11 protein-coding genes are annotated in these 16,515 nt (G+C 70.1%); 4 read left to right on the top strand and 7 right to left on the bottom strand.

What is annotated here, in order from left to right; genetic code table 11:
* Both MKK75_RS20265 and pucL read right to left on the bottom strand, forming a co-directional pair.
* Positions 1-1,253 (bottom strand): PAS domain S-box protein (locus tag MKK75_RS20265; RefSeq protein WP_244044317.1); only part of this gene is annotated, 1,253 nt, incomplete at its 3' end.
* Positions 1,254-1,570: 317 nt separating this feature from the next.
* On the bottom strand, positions 1,571-2,413 hold the full coding sequence (gene pucL, locus MKK75_RS20260; RefSeq protein ID WP_244044316.1) for a factor-independent urate hydroxylase: 843 nt from the start codon (positions 2,411-2,413) through the stop codon (positions 1,571-1,573).
* A 153-nt stretch (positions 2,414-2,566) separates the two neighbouring features.
* On the opposite strand from pucL, the gene MKK75_RS20255 reads away from it, so the two are divergent.
* Genes MKK75_RS20255 through MKK75_RS20245 form a run of 3 tightly spaced genes read left to right on the top strand, consistent with a single transcriptional unit; the run spans position 2,567 to position 7,463 of the window.
* A complete protein-coding gene (locus tag MKK75_RS20255) occupies positions 2,567-3,397 on the top strand; it encodes an FAD binding domain-containing protein (RefSeq protein WP_244044315.1) in 831 nt (276 codons plus the stop codon).
* Positions 3,388-6,126 (top strand): molybdopterin-dependent oxidoreductase, encoded by a 2,739-nt coding sequence (locus MKK75_RS20250; RefSeq protein WP_244044314.1) that lies wholly within the window; start codon positions 3,388-3,390, stop codon positions 6,124-6,126. The genes MKK75_RS20255 and MKK75_RS20250 overlap by 10 nt, the downstream gene beginning before the upstream one ends.
* Complete coding sequence (locus MKK75_RS20245) at positions 6,123-7,463, top strand: NCS2 family permease (protein WP_244044313.1); 1,341 nt, start codon at positions 6,123-6,125, stop codon at positions 7,461-7,463. Before MKK75_RS20250 ends, MKK75_RS20245 begins: the two co-directional genes overlap by 4 nt.
* A gap of 12 nt (positions 7,464-7,475) precedes the next feature.
* Here the strand turns inward: MKK75_RS20245 and MKK75_RS20240 are convergent, their stop codons facing one another.
* From MKK75_RS20240 to MKK75_RS20215, 5 genes are all read right to left on the bottom strand, one after another.
* A complete protein-coding gene (locus MKK75_RS20240) occupies positions 7,476-10,193 on the bottom strand; it encodes a sensor histidine kinase (RefSeq protein ID WP_244044312.1) in 2,718 nt (905 codons plus the stop codon).
* A gap of 20 nt (positions 10,194-10,213) precedes the next feature.
* Positions 10,214-10,819 carry a K(+)-transporting ATPase subunit C gene (locus MKK75_RS20235; protein ID WP_244044311.1) on the bottom strand — a complete coding sequence of 202 codons (606 nt, stop codon included), beginning with the start codon at positions 10,817-10,819 and terminating at the stop codon, positions 10,214-10,216.
* 22 nt (positions 10,820-10,841) lie between these two features.
* Positions 10,842-12,932, bottom strand: a complete 2,091-nt coding sequence (kdpB, locus tag MKK75_RS20230) for a potassium-transporting ATPase subunit KdpB (protein ID WP_244044310.1) — start codon at positions 12,930-12,932, stop codon at positions 10,842-10,844.
* Between the two features lie 249 nt (positions 12,933-13,181).
* A complete protein-coding gene (gene kdpA / locus MKK75_RS20220) occupies positions 13,182-14,897 on the bottom strand; it encodes a potassium-transporting ATPase subunit KdpA (RefSeq protein ID WP_244044308.1) in 1,716 nt (571 codons plus the stop codon).
* Positions 14,898-14,920: 23 nt separating this feature from the next.
* On the bottom strand, positions 14,921-15,010 hold the full coding sequence (locus MKK75_RS20215; RefSeq protein ID WP_020091582.1) for a K(+)-transporting ATPase subunit F: 90 nt from the start codon (positions 15,008-15,010) through the stop codon (positions 14,921-14,923).
* An 800-nt stretch (positions 15,011-15,810) separates the two neighbouring features.
* Between MKK75_RS20215 and MKK75_RS20210 the strand changes: the two genes are divergently transcribed.
* A complete protein-coding gene (locus MKK75_RS20210) occupies positions 15,811-16,506 on the top strand; it encodes a VIT family protein (protein ID WP_244044307.1) in 696 nt (231 codons plus the stop codon).
* Positions 16,507-16,515 lie beyond the last annotated feature (9 nt).

Genomic DNA, 16,515 nt, shown 5'->3' with positions numbered 1-16,515 from the left:
TCCACGGCGTTCCGGGTCGTCGCCTGGCTTGCGGCGATCTGTCCGCGAATTTCGTCGGTGGCCCGGCCGGTCTGCAGCGCCAGGGTCTTCACCTCGCTGGCGACCACCGCGAAGCCGCGCCCGGCGTCACCCGCGCGGGCTGCCTCGATCGTGGCGTTCAGCGCCAGCAGATTGGTCTGGGCAGCGATGCCGGAGATCAGGCCGACCACGTCGCCGATCTGCGTGGCCTGCGCACTCAGCCCGGCCACGATCTCGCCCGTGCGCGCGGCCTGGTCGACGGCCTGTCCGGCGATAATCGCCGCGTGGCTCACCTGCTGGCTGATCTCGTTAACGGAGAGCGAAAGCTGCTCCGAGCCTGTCGCCATGGACCTGATATCCTGCGTGACCTGGCCCACGGTCTGAGCCGCCTCCTGGGTCTGCCGGCTCACGTCCGAGACGGCGCCGCCGATCGCATCGAGTTCGTCGCCGACCGCCTTCTGGATCTCGGCCCGGCGTGCGCGTTCGTTCACCTCTGCGGTGATATCGGTTGCGAACTTGACGACCCGGATGGGCCGCCCCGCCTCGTCGGTGATCGGATTGTAGGTCGCCTGGATCCAGACTGCGCGACCGCCCTTGGCGACGCGCTTGAACGCGCCGGACTGGTACTCGCCGCGACCGAGGGCCCTCCAGAACGCCCGATAATCCTCCCCCGAACGCTCACCCTCGCCAACGAACAGGCTGTGGTGGCAGCCGACGATTTCGTCGAGCCGATAGCCCACGGCGTCGAGGAAATTCTGGTTGGCGCTCACGATCGTGCCGTCGAGCGTGAAGGCGATCACCGCCTGCGAGCGATGGAGCGCCTTGATCTGCCCTTCGAGATCGAGGGCGTGCAGTTTCTCGGCGGTGATATCGGTGGCGAACTTGACGATCTTGACCGGCTTTCCCGTCGCGTTGAGCACCGGGTTGTAGGTTGCCTGGATCCAGACCTCGCGTCCGCCCTTCGCGATGCGCTTGTACTCGGCGGTCTGAAATTCGCCTTGCCGGAGACGTTCCCAGAACTGCCGGTAAGTCGCGCTGTCCCGCAGCGTGGGCTCCATGAACAGGCTGTGGTGACGCCCCTGGATCTCACCCAGGGTGTAGCCCATGGCGGCCAGGAAGTTCGGATTGGCATCCAGGATGGTGCCGTCCAACGCGAACTCGATCGTGGCCAGTGAGCGGCTCAGGGCAGCAAGCTTGGCATTCTGATCCCGTCGCCCCGTCAAGCGCGCCAACATCGTTCTCTCCGAGTGCAGGGCCGAGCCCGTCGAGGGCACGCGCGTTCGCATCAGGAGGGAACGTCCGCCGCGGTACGACCCTGGTTCGGGTCACGTACGTGGCGTCGACCTCCCAAAGGCGCAGCAACTTTCTATAGTCCTGCGCCCGTTACGCTCGCGTTAAAGGATAGAAGCCTGACAGCTGTCGCTCGCTATAGACGAGAACAACACGAACGATTCAGCCGGAGATTGTATTGATCACGCACTTGTCATGCTGCAGCATCTACCGTGTTCGCCGCAATCCGCTACCGAGCCGCGGCGCCACGCCCTGCGGCTGGTCACCCACGGCGGCCGATCGTCGCCTCGATCCGACCGTACGGCTCGTCGGTCGGCTGGAAGATGGCATTGGCGTGATCCAGCCCGAACGGCCTGAGGTCGATCGGCAGATAGTGTTTGTTCGGCATCACAAAGGCGATGTCGGCGAGTTCCGGCACCTCCGCGAGCGCGGCCTCGCCCATCCGGTACATGCTATCCTGGATGCCCCGGCTGTACGTCGTCCCGAAGACCCTGAGCAGGATGGCGAGGATTCGAGCATTCAGGATTTCATAATCGGACGGCGTCGCCGACCAAGACCACGTCGCATCCATGCTGGTAGCGGCGATCCGGTCGGTCGCGTCGGGCAGGGTGCGGTACCGGTCATCGACGAAGCCGGTCCAGCCCGACTGGGTGGTCTTCATGAAGGTGAAGCCGCGCAGGCCCGAGCGCAGGCTGGATCCGGTTCGGTCGGCGGCCAGCACCACGAAGCCGTAGCCGTTGCCGTCCCGGGTGAAGGTGTGGCCGTGCGGGACGCCCTCGACCGCGTGGCGCCGCCACCGGGTCTCCTCGGCTTCGATCGCGACCGTGTCGATCTGTGGGTAGGTGTCGAGCAGTACCTTGGCCAACGCGGTGACGAATGCTTCCGCGTCGAGGGCGGGGTTCCGGGCCGCCGTCACGTTGACGATGTTCTTCACGCTGTCGGTGGCGATGGAGGCCCGGTTGTCGCCCTCCGTCCAGGCGGCGTCGAAGGCCCCGGTCAGCATCACCGACAGCGTCAGTTCGCGCGGGATGTGATGATCCCCTTCGCGGACGAGCCGCAGCACGCGGACGCGTTCCTTTCCGTAGCGCGCGGCGATCAGCGGCATGGCGGTCTCCAGGTAAGGCTGAACGGGTGCCGAGCTTAAGGTGGGAACCGGCGCCGGGCCAAGCCTGACACGCGCGGACCGGCTTGACCGCCCCTGCGCACCGGCACGCATAGTGCGAGCGCGAAACGTCCCCCGTCAGATCGGCGACCCGGTATGGATCTCAACACCGTCGAGACCGTTCTCCGGCCCCGGACCCGGTGCCAGTTGCCGGTCTGGCGGGAGGGGGATGCGTGCCTCGCGGGCGGGACGTGGCTGTTCTCCGAGCCGCAGCCGGGCACGCGCCGCCTCGTCGACCTCGTCAGTCTCGGCTGGCCCCCGCACGCGATCGGAGCCGAAGGCCTGACGCTCGCGGCCACCTGCACGCTAGCGCAGCTCGACCGGCTCGATCTCCCACCCGCATGGAGCGCGGCACCCCTGATCGGGCAATGCTGCCGGGCGCTCCTCGGCTCGTTCAAGATCTGGAACACCGCGACCGTCGGCGGCAATCTCTGCCTCGCTCTTCCCGCCGGACCGATGACTGCGCTGGCCGTCGCGCTTGACGCGCATTGCACGATCTGGTCCGCCGATGGGGCTGAGCGGGACCTGCCCGCGACGGATTTCGTGCTCGGCCCCCGGCGCAACGCCCTGCGCCCTGGCGAGATTCTGCGCAGCCTCCGGTTCTCACCGGAGGCGCTGGCGCGGCGGACGGCGTTCCGGCGCATCAGCCTGAGTCCGGCGGGCCGGTCGGGTGCGCTCCTGATCGGCACGCGGCACGCGGACGGTACCATCGCGCTCACCGTGACGGCCGCGGTGCGCCGGCCGATCCGCCTCGCCTTCGACGCCCTTCCGAACGATGCGAACCTCGCCACGGCGCTGGCCACCGCGATCCCCGAGGCGCTCTACTACGACGACGTCCACGGCCGGCCCGACTGGCGGCGTCACGTCACCGGTCTCCTCGCCTTGGAGATCCGCGACGCCTTGAAGGAGGGCGACCGATGCATCTGACGATCAACGGGACCCCGCACATGGCGGAGCCGCGGCCAGGTCAGTGCCTGCGTACCTACCTGCGCGAGGCTGGTTGGTTCGGCGTCAAAACGGGTTGCGACGCGGGTGATTGCGGTGCCTGCACGGTCCATCTCGACGGTGAGCCGGTCCATAGCTGCCTGATCCCGGCGTTCCGCGCCGAGGGCCGTGGCGTGACCACCATCGAAGGACTCGCCGGCCCCTGCCGGCCGGGCGGCGCGTCGCCCGACGCGATGCATCCGATGCAGGCCGCGTTCCTGGCCGCCCAGGGTTTCCAATGCGGCTTCTGCACGTCCGGCATGATCATGACCGCAGCATCCCTGGACCAGGGCCAGCGGCGGGATCTGGGCACCGCGCTGAAGGGCAATCTCTGCCGCTGCACCGGCTATCGCGCGATCCGCGATGCCGTTGCGGGGATCCGCCACGTGGCCGACGGACCGGAAGACGGCGATCCGGTCGGGCGGAACGTGCCCGCCCCCGCGGCGGCGCAGGTGGTCTCCGGACGGGCAGCCTTCACGCTCGACCTCCCGCCCGGCGATACGCTCCACCTCAAAGTGCTGCGCTCGCCGCATGCCCATGCCCGCGTCGTGGCGATCGACCCCACGGCGGCCTTGGCGATGCCCGGCGTCGTCACGGTCCTCACCCATGCGGACGCGCCGACAGGCCGCTTCTCCACCGGTCGCCACCAGGATCCCCGGGACGATGCCGCCGACACGCGCGTACTCGACCCGATCCTGCGCTTCGTCGGCCAACGGGTCGCCGCCGTGGTCGCCGAGACCGAGGCGGTCGCCGAGGCCGGCTGCCGGGCCCTGCGGGTGACCTACGAGACCCGACCCGCGCAGCTCGATCCGGACCGCGCCCTCGAAGACGATGCGCCGCGGGTCCACGATCCCCGCGACGATCCCGGCGCCGACGCGCCGCCGCTCGGCCGACACCCGAACCTCGCCGCCGAGGTCCGCGGCGAGGTCGGCGACCTCGCGGCGGGGCTCGCGTCGGCCGACATCGTCTATACGGAGTCTTTCCTGTCCCAGCGCCTCCAGCACGCGGCGCTGGAGACCCACGGTTGCATCGGCTGGCGCGATGCGGACGGCCGCCTGACGCTGCGTACCAGCAGCCAAGTGCCGTTCCTGACCCGCGATGCCCTATGCGACCTGTTCGGCCTGGAGCGGGACGCGGTGCGCGTCGTCGGCGGGCGGGTCGGCGGCGGCTTCGGCGGCAAGCAGGAGATGCTGACCGAAGACCTCGTCGCCCTGGCGGTGCTCCGCACCGGCCGGCCGGTGCGCTGGGAGCTGACCCGGCAGGAGCAGTTCATCGCGACCACGACCCGCCACCCGATGCGGGTCACCGTGACGGTCGGCGCCCGCCGGGACGGGACGCTCACGGCCCTCGACCTCGACGTCCTGTCCGATACCGGCGCCTACGGTAATCATGCGGGCGGGGTGATCCACCACGGCTGCAACGAGGTGCTGGCCGCCTATGCCTGCCCGAACAAAAGGGTCACGGGGCGCGCGGTCCACACCCACACGGTGCCGTCCGGCGCCTTCCGGGGCTACGGCCTGAGCCAGACGATCTTCGCCCTCGAATCCGCCCTGGACGAGATCGCCCGGCGTCTCGGCGTGGATCCGTTCGCGCTGCGCCGCCTGAACGCCGTGAAGCCGGGCGACGCCATGGTGTCGAACAGCCTGGAGCCGCACGATGTGGTGTTCGGCAGCTACGGGCTCGACCAGTGCCTGGATCTGGTGGAGGCGGCGCTGCGGAGCGATCCCGGGCCCGAGGCGGAGCCGGGCTGGCGTGCCGGGACCGGCATGGCGATGGCGATGATCGACACGATCCCGCCCCGGGGCCACGTCGCCGACGCCCGGGTGAGCCTGGAGACCGACGGCACCTACTGCACCCGGGTGGGCACCGCCGAGTTCGGCAACGGTACCAGCACGGTGCATCGCCAGATCGCGGCCTCGGCGTTACGCGCCGATCCCGACCGCGTGCGGATCCTCGGCGCCGACACGGACGCGGTCGCGCACGATACCGGTGCCTATGGCAGCACCGGCACCGTGGTCGGCGGCCTCGCGGTGCAGCGCGCCGCCGAGGCCCTGGCGGACCGGATCCTTGCCCGCGCGGCCGAGCTGTCGGGCTCGGCGACCGAGCAGTGCCACCTCGCCGGCGACGCGGTCCAGACCCCGCACGGCCCGCTCGCACTCGCTGCGCTCGCGCCGCTCGCGGCAGACGGCCGCGCCGATGGCAGCCCGCGCTCGGTGTCGTTCAACGTCCAGGCCTTCCGGGTCGCCGTCCGCCCGGAGACCGGGGAGGTACGCATTCTCCGGAGCGTCCACGCCGCCGATGCGGGGCGCCTCATCAATCCGATACAGTGCCGCGGCCAGGTCGAGGGCGGCGTCGCGCAGGCAATCGGCGCCGCGCTCTACGAGGATTTCCGGATCGATTCCGAGGGCCGGGTGATCACGCAGGCGTTTCGCGACTACCACATTCCGACCTGCGCCGACGTGCCGGACACGCAGGTCCTGTTCGCCGAGACCTACGACAGCGTCGGTCCGCTCGGCGCGAAATCGATGAGCGAATCGCCGTTCAATCCGGTCGCAGCGGCGCTCGGAAACGCGATCCGCGACGCGACCGGGGCACGGCTTACCGCGACGCCGTTCGCGCCCGACCGGATCTACCGGGCCGTCGCGGCCGGCCCGAACGAGGGTGCTGTATGAAGGGGGACACGCCCCCGGCGGCCGCGGCGTCCGACGGCCTTCTCGAACGCACCTTCCGCCTCTCCGAACACGGCACCAGCGTTCGCACCGAGCTGCTGGCGGGCCTGACGACGTTCCTGACGATGGCCTACATCGTCTTCGTCAACCCGAGCATCCTGGCCGATGCCGGGATGCCCCGGGGCGCCGTCTTCGTGGCGACATGCCTCGTGGCGGCGCTCGGCTCGGCCATCATGGGGCTCTACGCCAATTATCCGATCGCCCTGGCGCCGGGGATGGGGCTCAACGCGTATTTCGCCTTCGTGGTGGTGCAGGGCCTCGGCTTCCCCTGGCCCGCCGCCCTCGGCGCGGTATTCATCTCCGGTCTCTGCTTCCTGATCGTCACGCTGACGGGCCTGCGGGCGATCATCGTCGACGGGATTCCGCGCGCGATGCGCATCGCCATCACGGTGGGGATAGGCCTGTTCCTGGCCATCATCGCCCTGAAGAATGCCGGCCTCGTCGCGGCGAGCCCCGCCACTTTCGTGACCCTCGGCGACCTGCACAGGCCGGACGTGGTGCTGGCGGTGTCAGGCTTCCTGCTGGTGGCCGTTCTGTCGGCGCGGAGGGTGCGGGCAGCGCTGCTCTTGAGCATCCTCGCGGTGACGGTGCTCAGCTTCGCCGTGGCGGGCAATACCTTCCAGGGCATCGTCGCGCTCCCGCCCTCGATCGCCCCGACGCTGTTCGCCCTGGATATCCCGGGCGCCCTGTCGGGCGGCCTGCTCAACGTGATCCTGGTCCTATTTCTGGTCGAATTGTTCGACGCCACCGGGACCCTGATGGGTGTCGCCAACCGCGCCGGGCTGCTCACCGAGGGCCGGATGGACCGCCTCGACCGGGCGTTGATGGCCGATTCCGTCGCGGTCTTCGCGGGCTCGCTGCTCGGGACATCGAGCACCACTGCATATCTCGAGAGCGCCGCCGGGGTGGAGGAGGGCGGCCGCACCGGACTCACCGCGGTGGCGGTGGCGGTCCTGTTCCTCGCCTGCCTGTTCTTCGCGCCCCTCGCCGAGGCGGTGCCGCCCTACGCCACCGCGCCGGCCCTTTTCTACGTCGCCTGCCTGATGCTGCGCGAACTGGCCGACCTCGACTGGGACGATCTCACCGAGGTGATCCCGGCCTGCGTCACCGCGCTTCTCATGCCGTTCACTTATTCGATCGCCACGGGCGTTTCCTGCGGCTTCATCACCTACGCGGCGCTCAAGCTGCTCACCGGCCGGGCGCGGGAGGTGAAGCCGGTGGTCTGGGTGATCGCGGCGATCTTCCTGTTCAAGTTCGTCGTCGTGGGCGGGGCGCACTGACGGGCCGGACGATCAGGCCGCGATGTCCTTCGCCGCGACCGGCACCGGAACCGGTAGGGTGATGGTGAAGCAGGCCCCGCTCCGCTCCCGGCGGTTCGTCACCGTGACGGTCCCGCCCATCGCCTCCACGAAGCCCCGGGCGATGGCGAGCCCCAGCCCGGTCCCGGCCCGGACCCGGTCGCCCTTGCGGGCGCGGTAGAACTTGTCGAACACCCGCTCGGTATCGGCCTCCGGCAGGCCGTCGCCTTCATCCAGGACGGCGAGCCGCACCTCGGCCCCCTCCCGCGATGCCCGGACCGTGACGGTCGAGCCCTCCGGCGCATACTTGGCGGCGTTGTCGAGGAGATTGACCAGAACCTGCTCGAACAGGACCGGATCGAGCGCGAGCGTCGGCAGATCCGGCGCGACCTCGACGACGACGCGGTGTCCGGCCAGGATTTTCTGGGTCCGCCGCAGCGCGGTATCGACGGTCTCGCCGATATCCTGCGGCGAGAGGTTGGGCGCCACCGCCCCGGCTTCCAGGCGCGTCATGTCGAGGAGGTTGGCGATGAAGCGGTTAAGCCGCTCCGCCTCCTCGATGATGGTGCCGAGCAGCTCCGCCTTCGCCGCGGCCATCAGCGCGGAGTCGAGATCGCGCAGCGTGCTGGCCGCGCCCAGCACAGAGGCCAAGGGCGTGCGAAGGTCATGGCTGATCGACGTGAGCAGCGCCTGCCGCAGGCGGTCCGTCTCGGCGGCGCGCTCGGCCCGGTCGAGATCCTCCACGAGGCGCACCCGCTCGATGGCCAGCGCGCCCATATCGGTCAGGGCGTCGAGGAGGCGGCGTCCCTCCGGCGTCAGGATCGGACCCGTACCGTCCGCGTCGAGGCCGATCACCCCGATCGTGCCGCGCCCCGTGCGCATCGGCAGGAACAGGCGCTTGGCGCCGGGCAGGGTGTCGGCGCCGCGGCCCGCCGGGCGATCGTTGTCGAAGGCCCATTGCGCCGCCGCCACGTCGGCCGCCTCCAGCATGTCCTCGGGCGGGTAGCCGGCCATCACCGTGACGGACTTGCCGTCCGGCAGGAGGACCACGACGCGGACCTTCAGCATCGCGGCCACCTGGGCGCAGGTGGCCCAGAGCACGTCGTCGAGCGTCCCGCAGGCGGCGAGTTTCCGCGAGAACCCGAACAGCCGCTCGGTCGCCCGTGCGCGGCCCTGGCTGACCACCGCGACCCGCCGGGCGCGGGCCGCGAGGTTCGAGACCAGCACGGCCACCAGGGTGAAGAGCAGGAACGCCGCGACGTTGGTCGGGTCGGCGATGGTCAGGGTATAGACCGGCGGCAGGAAGAAAAAGTTGTAGGCGAGCGAGGCCGCCACGACCGCGGCGAGCGCCGGCCCGAGCCCCCAGCGCACCGCCACCGCCACCACGGCCGTCAGCAGGAACAGGTCGGCGTTCTCGACCCCCGCGTAGGGCTGGGCGAGGATCGCCGCGCCGAGTCCCGTGGCGATCGCCGCCATCGCGACGGCGTAGGGGCGGATGTCGAAGCCGGCCCGCGGGGCCGCCACCGTGATGGCGCGACGGGGCTGCTTCTCGTCCGGGACGGCCTCGCCACGGACGACGTGGACGCTGATGTTGCCGCTCAGGCGCACGAGGTCGTGCACGACGGAGCCGTTGACGAGCTCGAACAGCCAAGACCGGGTCGCCTTGCCCACCACGATGTGATTGACGTTGGCCGATCGGGCGTACTCGAGCACGTCGTCGGCGATGCGCCGGCCGCCCGGCAGGGTGACCGCATCGCCGCCGAGCCGGTCGGCCAGCCGCAGGGTCTCGGCGATCCGGTCGCGCTCCGCCTCCCGGAGGGACGCCGCGCGGGCGCCCTCGATCACCAGGGCCGTCCAGGGCGCGTGCAGGCGGTCCGCGAGGCGCTTGGCGTAGCGCACGAGGCCCGACGCGCTCGCGTCCTCGTTCACGCAGACCAGAACGCGCTCGCCCGCCGCCCAGGGGCCCGCGATGGCGTTGGCCCGCATGTGGCCCAGAAGTTCGTCGTCGACCCGGTCGGCGGTGCGCCGGAGCGCCAGTTCCCGCAGCGCCGTCAGGTTGCCGCGGGAGAAGTAGTGCTTCAACGCGCGCTCGGCGTTGGTCGGGACGTAGACCTTGCCGTCCTTCAGGCGCTGGATCAGGTCGTCGGGGTTGAGATCGACCACCTCGATGTCGTCGGCGCGGTCGAGGACGCCGTCGGGCACGGTCTCGCGCACGCGGATCCGGGTGATCGAGGCCACCACGTCGTTCAGGCTCTCGACGTGCTGGATGTTCAGCGTCGTCAGGACATCGATGCCGGCATCGAGCAGTTCCTCGACGTCCTGATAGCGCTTCGGATGGCGCGAACCCGGCGCGTTGGTGTGGGCGAGTTCGTCGACCAGCGCCAGGGCCGGCCGGCGGGCGAGCAGCGCGTCGAGGTCCATCTCCTCCAGGACTGTGCCGTGGTAGGGCACCGGCCGCCGCGGGATCGTCTCGAAGCCGTCGAGCAGGGCTTCGGTCTCGGCGCGGCCGTGGGTCTCGACCACGCCCACCACCACGTCGGTCCCGGCCTTCAGGCGGGCGCGGCCGATGGTGAGCATCTCGTAGGTCTTGCCGACGCCCGGCGCCGCACCGAGGAAGACCTTGAGGCGGCCGCGCGTCCGCTCCGCGCGGCGCGCCGCTTCGAGAAGCGCGTCGGGCGAGGGGCGGTTCGGGTCGCGGCCGGTCTCGGGCATCTGTGTCTACATAGCGTCGCTCAGCGCTTGGCGAGATCGTCCAGGGCGAGGTTCAGCGCCAGCACGTTCACGCGCGGCTCGCCGAGGAGGCCGAGCGTGCGACCCTCGCGATGGGACGCCACGAGATCGCGCAGCGTGTCCTCGGCGATCTTGCGATCCTTGGCGATGCGCGGCACCTGAAAGTCGGCGGCCTCCGGCGAGATATCGGGATCGAGGCCGGATCCGCTGGTGGTGACGAGGTCGACCGGCACCGGCGCGGAGCCGTTCTCGGCCTTCAGCACATCGAGATCGCCCTTGACCCGCTCGGCCAGCGCCGCGCTGGTCGGACCGAGATTCGAGCCCGAGGAATTGGCGGCGTTGTAGGGGGCCGGTACCGTCTTGGAGGCATCGGCCGGGTCCGGCGCCGTGGTGGCCGAGGGCCTACCGTGGAAGTAGCCGGCGCCTGAGAAATTCTGACCGATGAGGCTGGAGCCGACGATCGTGCCGTTGCGCTCGATCAGGCTGCCGGCGGCCCTGGCGGGGAAGATCGCCCCCGCGAGGCCGGTCATGGCGAGGGGGTAGGCGAGGCCGGTGATCACCGTGAGCGCTGTCAACAGGACCAGGGCGGGGCGAAGTTGTCTGAGCATGGCAGGTCTCCGAGGGACCGATTCAGGCGAGGTGGAGGGCGCTGACGGCGAGGTCGATCGCCTTGATGCCCACGAACGGCACGAGGACGCCGCCGAGGCCGTAGATCAGCAGGTTCCGGCGCAGCAGCGCCGCCGCGCCGACCGCCCGGTAGGTGACGCCGCGCAGCGCCAGCGGGATCAGCGCCACGATGATCAGTGCGTTGAAGATGATCGCCGACAGGATCGCACTCTGCGGCGAGGCCAGATGCATGACGTTGAGCGCCTGGAGCTGCGGGTAGAGCCCCAGGAACATCGCGGGAATGATCGCAAAATACTTCGCGACATCGTTGGCGATCGAGAAGGTCGTCAGCGCGCCGCGGGTCATTAGCAGTTGCTTGCCGATGCCGACGATCTCGATGAGCTTGGTCGGGTCGCTGTCGAGGTCGACCATGTTGCCGGCCTCGCGGGCCGCCACCGTGCCGGTGTTCATGGCGACGCCGACATCGGCCTGCGCCAGGGCGGGGGCGTCGTTGGTGCCGTCACCGCACATGGCGACCAGCTTGCCGTCCGCCTGCTCCTTGCGGATCAGGGCCAGCTTGTCCTCCGGGGTGGCCTGGGCGAGGAAGTCGTCAACGCCGGCCTCGGCCGCGATAGCGGCCGCGGTCATCGGGTTGTCGCCGGTGATCATCACCGTGCGGATGCCCATCCGGCGCAGCTCCGCGAAGCGCTCGCGGATGCCGCCCTTCACGATGTCCTTCAGGTAGACGACGCCCAACAGCCGCCCGTCGCGCGCCACGGCGAGCGGCGTGCCGCCGGCTTTGGCGATCGACTCGGCGATGGTCCGGATCTCGATCGCCGCCTGGGTGTCGGCCGCCGACTGGAAGGCGAGCGCCGCGTTCGAGCCGCGGCTCGGCAGGGGCTGGCCGGACAGCGAGCCGATCACGGACTCGACCGCACCCTTCCGGATGGACGACCCCTCCAGATCGACGCCTGACATGCGCGATTGCGCGGTGAACGGCACGAAGGTGGCGTTGAGCCCGGCCATGTCCCGAGCGCGGATGCCGTACTTCTCCTTGGCGAGCACCACGATCGAGCGGCCCTCCGGGGTCTCGTCGGCCAGCGAAGCGAGCTGCGCGGCATCCGCCAGTTCCTGTTCGCTCACGCCCCGGACCGGGCGGAACTCGGTGGCCTGGCGGTTGCCCATGGTGATCGTGCCGGTCTTGTCGAGGAGCAGCGTGTCGACGTCGCCCGCCGCCTCGACGGCGCGTCCCGACATGGCCAGCACGTTGAACCGCACTAGCCGGTCCATGCCGGCGATGCCGATCGCCGAGAGCAGGGCGCCGATGGTGGTCGGGATCAGGGTGACGAACAGGGCGACCAGCACGATCACGGGGATCGACCCGCCCGCATAGCTCGCAAAACTCGGGATTGAGGCCACCGCGAAGACGAAGACGAGGGTCAGGCCGGCGAGCAGGATGTTGAGGGCGATCTCGTTCGGCGTCTTCTGGCGGGAGGCACCCTCGACCAGGGCGATCATGCGATCGACGAAGGTCGAGCCCGCGGCCGCGGTGATCCGGACCTTGATGACGTCCGACAGCACCTGCGTGCCGCCGGTCACCGCGGAACGGTCGCCGCCGGATTCGCGGATCACCGGGGCGGATTCACCGGTGATGGCGGCTTCGTTGACCGAAGCGACGCCCTCGATCACCTCGCCGTCGGAGGGGATCAGGTCGCCGGCCTCCACGAGGACGACATCGCCGACCTTCAGGGACGTGCCGGGCACCGTCTCGTAGGCCCGGCCGGGCCCTTTCAGGCGTTTGGCCGTCATCTCGGTGCGGGTGCGGCGCAGGCTGTCGGCCTGGGCCTTGCCACGGCCCTCGGCCAGCGCCTCGGCGAAGTTGGCAAAGATCAGGGTGAACCACAGCCACAGGATGATCTGGCCGGAGAAGGCGAGGGCGCTGCCGCCGGTGATGAGGTCACGGGCGAACAGCACCGTGGTCAGCACCGCCACGACCTCGACCACGAACATGACCGGGTTGCGGATCATGGCGCGGGGGTCGAGTTTCTGGACGGAGCCAAGGAGGGCCGGCCCGACCAGGGCGGCACTGAACAGGGAGGACGTCTGGCGAGACATGGGAAAGTCCGGAGGGGTGGGGGAGGCCCGGCGCGGCGCGCCGGGCGCTGTCAGGATCGGGGAACCAGCATGCCGCCGGTCAGGGCGTAGGCCGCCAGCAGCGCGAAGCCGCCGAGCAGAACCACGCCGAGGAGCGCCAGCACGAGGTCGGAGGTCCGCACGGCTTGCGCGCGGCCTTTCCGAGGTGGTTGCCGTCGCAGCATGCGGTGGTGGTGCGGCATGCGCCGGGAGGGGAGGGCGCGCGGCATCTCAGCCCCCCGTGGAGAAGGTCTGGCCGGCCGCTCCCGCGAGGTGCTCGACGACGGGGCCGAGCGCCAGGGACGGGAAGAAGGTCAGGCCGCCGATGATCAGGATCACGCCGACCAGCAGCCCCACGAACAGGCCGCCGTGGGTCGGGAAGGTACCCGCTGAAGCAGGAACCGTCTTCTTGGCGGCGAGCGAGCCCGCGATGGCCAGAACCGGGATCTTCACGAAGAACCGCCCCACCAGCATGCCGATGGCGAGCGTCGAGTTGTAGAACAGCGTGTTGGCCGTCAGCCCGCCGAAGGCCGAGCCGTTGTTGGCCGCCGCCGAGGTGTAGGCGTAGAGGATCTCGGTGAAGCCGTGCGGGCCGGCATTGGCCGGGCCGGCAAGCCCCGCCGGCAGGACGGTCGCCAGCGCCGTGAAGCCCAGCATCATCAGCGGCAGGCAGAGGATGCCGAGCATGGCCATCTTCACCTCCTTCGCCTCGATCTTCTTGCCGAGATATTCGGGGGTGCGGCCGACCATCAGGCCCGCCACGAAGATCGCCACGATGACGAAGATCAGCATTCCGTAGAGGCCGGCGCCGACGCCGCCGATGATGATCTCGCCGAGCTGCATGTTGAGCAGCGGGATCAGGCCGCCCAGCGCCGTGAACGAATCGTGCATGGCGTTCACGGCGCCGCAGGAGGCCGCGGTGGTGATCACCGCGAACAGCGCCGAGGCCGCGATGCCGAAGCGGGTCTCCTTGCCCTCCATGTTGCCGCCGGTCAGCCCGAAGCTATTGAGCACCGCGCTGCCATTGGCCTCGGCCCAGTAGGTGACGGCGACGCCCGCCAGGAACAGGATCCCCATCGCGCCGAGGATCGCCCAGCCCTGCCGCTCGTCCCCGACCATGCGGCCGAACACGTTGGTGAGCGCGGCGCCGATCACGAAGATCGAGACCATCTGGATGAAGTTCGACAGGGCGGTCGGGTTCTCGAACGGGTGCGCGGCGTTGACGTTGAAGAAGCCGCCGCCGTTGGTACCGAGCATCTTGATCGCCACCTGGCTCGCCACCGGACCCAGCGCGATGGTCTGCTTGGCGCCCTCCAGCGTCGTGGCGTCGGCGTAGGCGCTGAGCGTCTGCGGCATGCCCTGCCAGACCAGGAACAGCGTGTAGGGGATGCAGATCGGCAGCAGCACGTAGAGGGTCGCCCGGGTGACATCGACCCAGAACGAGCCGATCGTGCCGGTGGAGGCGCGGGCGAACCCGCGGATCAGCGCCACCGCCACCGCGATGCCGGTCGCGGCCGACAGGAAGTTCTGGTGCGTCAGCCCCAGCATCTGGGTCAGGTACGAGAGCGTGGTCTCGCCGCCGTAGCTTTGCCAGTTGGTGTTGGTGATGAAGCTCGCTGACGTGTTGAACGCGAGGTCCGGCGCCACCGCGGCCTGATCGGCTGGGTTGAGCGGCAGGACCGCCTGCAGGCGCAGGATCGCGTAGAGCACCGCGAAGCCCAGCACGTGGAACAGGATCACCGCGCCGGTATAGGCGAGCCAGTGCTGTTCCTGGCGCGAATCGATGCCGGACACGCGATAGAGCCCGCGCTCGACGGGGCCGAGCACGGGTGAGAGGACGGTGCGCTCACCGGTGAAGACGCGGGTCATGTACGACCCGAGGGGCTTCACGAGCGCCAGAACAACCGCGCAGTACAGCGCGATCTGGATCCAGCCGTTGACGGTCATGGGAGGGGGTCCTGCGGGGCCGCTCAGAACCGCTCGGGGCGGACGAGGGCGTAGGTGAGGTAGACGAGGAGGCCGGCGGTGACGCAGGCGCCGAGGGCGAGGTCGAGGGTCATGGCAGCCTCCCTCACAGCCGGTCGCAGAGCGAAGCGTAGCCGGCTGAGGCCGCGAAGAAGGCGAGCCCTCCGGCGATGAAGACGATGTCGAGCATGGGTGTCGTGTCCGGTTCGGCGGGCCGTTCGCGGAGGCTTTGCGTTGGTCCTTGGCCCGCTCGGAACGTGGGCGGAACCGCGTTAGGGATCGAGCGAGGACCGGGGGCGTCGGTCTAAGGATCGCATTAGGATTTGCGGCCGTGGCCTGCGCGTGATGGGCGGGATGAGTCGACGTTGTCGGGTCGCGATGGGCACGCACCGCACCGCGGAACCATCGACGGTCTCAGTACATCCCGGATCGACATCTGTAGCGCCCTGCCGCCCCCCCCGCGGGGGGGGCAGCGGATCCGACGCGACGCCTGCAGAACTCGAGCCCAACGCGGCCGCCCCAGCCCGCCAGACCGCCACGGCATCACTTCGCAGCGAGGCACGCGGTTGCCCGGCTTGCCAGGACATCGCAGATTGGATTAGTTCCAATCTGCGATGTCCGACTCTGAACCGTCCCCGGCTTGGCGGGCCCTCACCCCTGGGCAGCAGCTCATGCTGCGCCGATTGGATCGTGAGGGCGCCCTGCCGTCGCCCGGGCCCTGGGAGATGCGCACCGTGCGGTCCCTTCTCGCCCGCGGGCTGGTGAGACCGAGGCGGCCCGGAGACGAGACCGCCGGCCTCTGGTTCCTGAGCGCCAAGGGCAGCCGTATCCTGCCGCGGGAAACCGATGCGTCGGATCCAGCCCCCAGCCCAGTCTCGCCGAGTCCCTGATCACGATGCGACCCGTCCATTCCGAGCGGCACCTGATCAATCGGATCGGCTGGCTGCGCGCCGCCGTCCTCGGCGCCAATGACGGCCTCGTCTCGACGGCGAGCCTGATCGTCGGCGTCGCCGCGTCGGCAGCCGGTCCAGGCGAGGTTCTGGTCGCCGGCTGCGCGGGGCTCGTGGCCGGCGCGATGTCCATGGCGGCGGGCGAATACGTCTCGGTCAGCTCACAATCCGACACCGAGCGGGCCGACCTCGAACGGGAGCGCGGCGAACTCGCGAGCGATCCGACGGCCGAGCGGGAGGAACTCGCCCGGATCTACGTCGACCGGGGCCTCGACCATGCGCTGGCCCTTCAGGTCGCGGATCAGCTCATGGCGAAGGACGCACTCGGCGCTCATGCCCGCGACGAACTTGGCATCTCGGAGATCACGGCGGCGCGCCCGGTCCAGGCGGCCCTGACCTCGGCCGCGACCTTCTCGGCCGGCGCCGCCCTGCCACTGCTGGTGGCGGCGCTATCGCCGGGACCGGTGGCGGTCTACGCGGTCTCGGCGGCCTCTCTGCTGTTCCTGGCCGGGCTCGGCGCCCTCGGCGCGAAGGCTGGCGGCGCTCCGCTCATGCGCGCCACGGCGCGCGTGACCTTCTGGGGTGCGCTCGCCATGGCGGTGACGGCCGGGATCGGCAGCCTCGTCGGCAAGGCCGTATGAGCCGGCGGT

This window comes from Methylobacterium sp. J-030, from assembly GCF_022829545.1.
Taxonomy (GTDB): Bacteria; Pseudomonadota; Alphaproteobacteria; order Rhizobiales; family Beijerinckiaceae; genus Methylobacterium.
Note: the sequence above shows the minus strand (reverse complement) of the source record. Positions and strands in the feature narration are given on the sequence as shown.

What these genes read in the sequence shown, in the direction of transcription:
- MKK75_RS20210 (WP_244044307.1), top strand. Translation starts at nt 15,811, where the DNA reads ATGCGACCCGTCCATTCCGAGCGGCACCTGATCAATCGGATCGGCTGG.
- pucL (WP_244044316.1), bottom strand. Translation starts at nt 2,413, where the DNA reads ATGCCGCTGATCGCCGCGCGCTACGGAAAGGAACGCGTCCGCGTGCTG.
- MKK75_RS20240 (WP_244044312.1), bottom strand. Translation starts at nt 10,193, where the DNA reads ATGCCCGAGACCGGCCGCGACCCGAACCGCCCCTCGCCCGACGCGCTT.
- MKK75_RS20250 (WP_244044314.1), top strand. Translation starts at nt 3,388, where the DNA reads ATGCATCTGACGATCAACGGGACCCCGCACATGGCGGAGCCGCGGCCA.
- MKK75_RS20215 (WP_020091582.1), bottom strand. Translation starts at nt 15,010, where the DNA reads ATGACCCTCGACCTCGCCCTCGGCGCCTGCGTCACCGCCGGCCTCCTC.
- MKK75_RS20235 (WP_244044311.1), bottom strand. Translation starts at nt 10,819, where the DNA reads ATGCTCAGACAACTTCGCCCCGCCCTGGTCCTGTTGACAGCGCTCACG.
- kdpA (WP_244044308.1), bottom strand. Translation starts at nt 14,897, where the DNA reads ATGACCGTCAACGGCTGGATCCAGATCGCGCTGTACTGCGCGGTTGTT.
- MKK75_RS20255 (WP_244044315.1), top strand. Translation starts at nt 2,567, where the DNA reads ATGGATCTCAACACCGTCGAGACCGTTCTCCGGCCCCGGACCCGGTGC.
- MKK75_RS20245 (WP_244044313.1), top strand. Translation starts at nt 6,123, where the DNA reads ATGAAGGGGGACACGCCCCCGGCGGCCGCGGCGTCCGACGGCCTTCTC.
- kdpB (WP_244044310.1), bottom strand. Translation starts at nt 12,932, where the DNA reads ATGTCTCGCCAGACGTCCTCCCTGTTCAGTGCCGCCCTGGTCGGGCCG.